This window comes from Candidatus Sulfotelmatobacter sp. (assembly GCA_035498555.1).
Taxonomy (GTDB): domain Bacteria; phylum Eisenbacteria; class RBG-16-71-46; order RBG-16-71-46; family RBG-16-71-46; genus DATKAB01.
In genome coordinates, this window is sequence record DATKAB010000100.1 from 1 (window position 1) to 4,359 (window position 4,359).

The following is a 4,359-nucleotide window of genomic DNA, read 5'->3' on the forward strand; positions in this document are numbered from 1 at the left end:
GCTCGGGCTGAGGGATCGGCCCCTGAGTGTCGGCGAGATCCTGAAGTGGAGGCTGTTCCCGCAGCGAGTGGGGCTGCCCCAGCCCTGGCAGGAGTACTACCGAAGAGCGGTGCCCACCAGCCCGATCCTCAATCCCCGCCACCACTCGCTCAAGTTGGCGGTCTAGCCGAAACGAACTGGCCGGATCGGCACACTCCCGATCCGGCCGTCAACATTCTTCGCCACACAACCTTCGGCACACAACCTACCACCTCTCGTCGGCGGTCGGCCCGTAGATAGAGGGAATCGGCACGTCGATCAGGCGCAGATAGACGGTGAGCTGACCCCGGTGATGGCAGAGATGGTTGATGTTCTGACGCACCACCGTGTGCCGCGGCAGCGTGTAGAAGACGCGCTCCCCGTGCTTGATCGACCACGGCACCAGGAAATCCTCCTCGCGCGCGGCGGCCAGCGCCGCGTGCGCCTCCTTCACGTGCTGGTCGAACTCCGCCAACAGGGTCGGCGTCGTCTCGTAGCTATAGCCCTTGAAGTCCGCGAGGTCGAGCACCGTGGTGCGCATGGTCCCGGTAATCCAGCCGGGCATGCGCGCGACCAGCTGGGCGAGGTGGCCGAGCGAGAACGACTTCGGGTGCGGCTTCCACGTGCCCTTCTCGCTCGGCACGCGCTCCAGCAGCCGCCGCGTGGTCGCCATCTCTTGATCGAACTCGGGAACGAACTGCTCGGAGAAGTTCATGGGATCCTCGTGAGCGTCGGTGATCTATCTCGGATTCGCCTCGCCCCCGACCGGGCCATAGAAGAATACCCATACGGCGAAGCCGGCCGAAAGCGACTCGAAGCGATGAATCCGGCCGGCAGGAACGAAGATGAATTCACCGGGCTTCACGGAGTAACGATCGCTTCCGTCGAAGAAGATCGCCGTGCCACGCGCCACCACGTAGACTTCGTCGCGCGAGTGAGGAGTCTGCTGGTCCTCACCCTGTGGCGCGTACAACTCGACCTCGAGCGATCCATGAAGGAAGATCGGCACGGCGAGATTTCCCGCGGGCGGTGGGCCCTGTGCGAGCGCTTCGGCGAGGCTCATGTGGTCCTTCATGACCGGGATCCTCTTCCCACGCGACTGTGGGGCTTCGAAGGCGACGCGCCTCGCGCGCCGCCCTCCCAGACGAAGCTCGGCTTCACCAGCACCTCCTCGAATCCGAGTCGAAGCAGGTTGCGCCGCGATCCCTGCGGCCGACCGGGACGCGGAGCGGCCGTCTCGCTCCATGCCCAGCGGCACCCGAGCGCCGCCGCGCGCCGCAACCGTGCCGCGATCAGAGCCGATTGGGCGCCGCGCCGGCGATATCGCGTCAGCGTCCCCCCGCCCCCGAGCCACGCCAGCTCGCCCTCGACCTGAAGCGCGCCCACCCCGATGGGCGTGGCCCCGATGCTCGCGAGAAAGTGCTCACGCTGCCCGCTCCGCGCCGAAGCCAGCGTCCAGCTGCGTCGCGAGGCCGGCACCGAAAAGATCCGTTCGGCCAGCTCGATCGACCGCGTCAGGTTCGTGCCGCGCGCCTGCTTCGCGACCACCTCGCCCGCTCCAGCTTCGATCGGGCGGCGCAAGTCGCGGAGATAGAGCGAGAAGCCGCCCCGCCGGACGAGCCCAAGCACCTCCAGCCACTCCCCCAGCTCCCGGAATTGCGGGCCGGGCCCGAGCTCGAATCCGAACCGATGGATGCCCGCGTCGCGATAGAACTGGATGATCTCGGCGAGCAGCGCGCGGCTCACGCGCTGGCGATGACCGACGCCGATCACGCGATTGACGCGCAGCGACTCGCTCCCGCTCATCAGCGTCGCGAACCCGTCCGCGAAGCGGCGCCCGAGGGGTTTCAGCCGGCGCGCCAGCGCCTCCGGCAGCAGCGCCCAGTGGCGTTCGCGAGCCCGCACCGCCATCGACTCGACGCGCCCGAGCAGCTCCGGATCGGGCCTGCGGCGCGTCGGAGTGGCGCGAGCGCTTCGCTCACTCACCCGCCGATCCTCCGCCGCCGGTCCCGGATCCCACCGCCTCGCCGGCTTTCGGCACCGTCCACACCGGCGTCTCGCGACGATAGTGGCGCAGCTCGGGCGTGCGTCCCGCCACCCACGCGGTCGCCAGCAGACAGCCCACGCCACCACTCACCACCGAGAACATCGCGCCCCACAGGCTGGCCACCAGCCCGGCCTCCATCTCGCCGAGTTGAGGACCACCCATGAAGAAGATCATGTTCACGCTGGTCATGCGGCCCCGCATCTCGTCGGGAGTGTTGAGCTGACGAATCACGTTGCGGATCACCATGCTCACGGTGTCGGTGGCGCCGGTCAGCGCCAGGCAGAGAAAGGTCAACGCGAAGTTGCGCGAGACCCCGAACACCACCGTGCTGACTCCATAGCCGAACACCGCCCACAGCATGGTGGCACCACGATGTCGAATGCGGTCCACCAGCGGCACCAGCGCGAAGCTGGTGAGAAGCGCACCCACCGACGGCGCCGCCGACAGCAGACCGTAACCTCGCGCGCCGACGCGCAGAATGTCTTGGGCGAAGATCGGCAGCAGTGCCGTGGCCGAGGCAAAGAACGTGGCGAAGAAATCGAGGAGCATGGTGGAGCGGATCAGCGGGGTGTGGAACACGAAACGCAATCCGTCGCGCGCCGCGCGAAAGCTGATCTCGCCGGTGGATTGGGGTGCGCGCGGGGGCAGGTCACGCATCAGGAGGAGCGCCGCGATGACGAACAGGAACGAGAGTGCGTTGAGCGCGTACGTCCAGCCGACGCCGCCCATCGCGATCACCAGGCCGCCGAGCGCAGGGCCGAGCACCGCTGCGGTCTGGAACATGATGGTATTGAGCGTGATGGCGTTGGGCAGATGATCTCGCGGCACGAGATTGGGAACCAGCGATTGCCGCGCGGGCCCGTCGAACGAGCCGAAGGCCGAGCTGATCGCCGCCAGCGCATAGACCGGCCACAGGCCGCGCGCGCCGGTGAACGCCAGCGCCGCGAGGACCGCGGCAGTGAGCGCCATGCCGCTCTGGGTGATCAGGAGGAGCTTCCGGCGATCCACGGCGTCGGCCACCACGCCGCTCAGCAGCGAGAAGCCGACGATCGGCACGACCTTGACCAGCCCGACCATGCCGAGCGCGAGTCCGCGCCTCGACGCCGGGACCAGCAGCGAAACGTGCCAGAGGATCGCGGCGGTCTGCATCATCGAGCCCGCCATCGAAATCAGCTGACTGCCCCAGAGCAGACGAAAGTTGCGGTGACGAAGCGAGACGAAGTGAGTGGAGAGATCGCTCCAGCTCATGCCGCACCGAGCCCGCGGCGCGTCACCAGATAGACCGCGAAAGTCCCCAGCCAGTGGGTCGCCGCGTACGGGCCTTCGGTGACCGCCGCCAGGCCCATTTCGCGTGAGCGCTCCGCCGCCGAAGCAAGCGGCTCCTTCAACGGATCGGCGTCCTCCAGGGCCGAGACCACGCCTTCCAGCATCCAGGCGCGGCTCAGGTTGAGCCCGGCGAGGTGCGAGAGTTTGCCGTCCTCGAGGTCGGGCGAGCGAACCGGCGCGAGCCACTCGCGCGCCTCCGGAGCGCCCATGCGTGACAACCAGCGACTCAGCCAGACGCCGAACTCGCGCCTCGGCATCACCCGCCGCATCAGATCGGCCTCGCCCAGGATCGGCGACAGGAAATCGTGTCCCGAAGGCTCGAGATGGAGCGCGGCGTCACGGTCGCGCTCATGGAGGCGCAACGTTTCACGCTCGAGCAGCGCGGCGAAAGCCGAATCGCCCGAGGTCCGCGCCCAATCGAGCGCGAGACCCATGGCAAACGCGCTCTGAGAGTGTTCGCCGCTCCGGATCGCAGAGGGCAGTCGGGGCAACCATTCGGAGAGGCGCTGGGCCGCCACGTGTTCGAGTGGCGCCAGAGATTCGCGCCATGGCGCGACGCGCGAGTCTCTCCACTCGCGCAGCTCGGCGCCCAGCTGCAAGAGCCAGGCGAGGCCGTAGGGCCGCTCGAAGCCCGCCCGCTCCGGCTCCTCGAGATACTCGCGCTCCCGCTCCAGTTGCTCGCGGGCGAGCTGCCGTTCGAGCACCGCCCACGCGTCGCGCGCGAAGGCGTCGTCGCTCGCGACTCGCAGCACGCGCAGCACGCACCAGTGCCCGTGCACCGCCGAGTGCCAGTCGAACGAGCCGTGGAAGACGGGGTGAAGCGCCCGCGGCGGCCGGACGTCGAGGTCGTCACGCACCAGGTGCAGCAGGTGGAACGGGTGTTCGCGCTGAATCGCGGCCAGCGCGAGGCGCGCGAAACCGACGCGCGGGTCGCTCACGATACGAGGTCCTTTCGCGGCAGAGATCTC

Annotated in this window: 5 protein-coding genes; all 5 read right to left on the reverse strand. The window is 68.5% G+C overall.

What is annotated here, in order from left to right; translation table 11 throughout:
* Positions 1–244: 244 nt before the first annotated feature.
* Positions 245–733, reverse strand: coding sequence for a DinB family protein (locus VMJ70_09240; GenBank protein HTO91302.1), 489 nt, complete (start codon positions 731–733; stop codon positions 245–247).
* A 24-nt stretch (positions 734–757) separates the two neighbouring features.
* Positions 758–1,093 (reverse strand): cupin domain-containing protein, encoded by a 336-nt coding sequence (locus VMJ70_09245; GenBank protein HTO91303.1) that lies wholly within the window; start codon positions 1,091–1,093, stop codon positions 758–760.
* Positions 1,090–2,004, reverse strand: coding sequence for a hypothetical protein (locus VMJ70_09250; protein HTO91304.1), 915 nt, complete (start codon positions 2,002–2,004; stop codon positions 1,090–1,092). Before VMJ70_09250 ends, VMJ70_09245 begins: the two co-directional genes overlap by 4 nt.
* Positions 1,997–3,313: an MFS transporter gene (locus VMJ70_09255; GenBank protein ID HTO91305.1), complete on the reverse strand. Its 1,317-nt coding sequence runs from the start codon at positions 3,311–3,313 to the stop codon at positions 1,997–1,999. Before VMJ70_09255 ends, VMJ70_09250 begins: the two co-directional genes overlap by 8 nt.
* Positions 3,310–4,359, reverse strand: a 1,050-nt coding sequence (locus tag VMJ70_09260) for a DUF2891 domain-containing protein (protein ID HTO91306.1), incomplete at its 5' end; no start/stop codon positions are given. The genes VMJ70_09260 and VMJ70_09255, both read right to left, overlap by 4 nt.

Coding starts and splice junctions, on each gene's coding strand:
- VMJ70_09240 (HTO91302.1), bottom strand. CDS start 733: ATGAACTTCTCCGAGCAGTTCGTTCCCGAGTTCGATCAAGAGATGGCG.
- VMJ70_09245 (HTO91303.1), bottom strand. CDS start 1,093: ATGAAGGACCACATGAGCCTCGCCGAAGCGCTCGCACAGGGCCCACCG.
- VMJ70_09255 (HTO91305.1), bottom strand. CDS start 3,313: ATGAGCTGGAGCGATCTCTCCACTCACTTCGTCTCGCTTCGTCACCGC.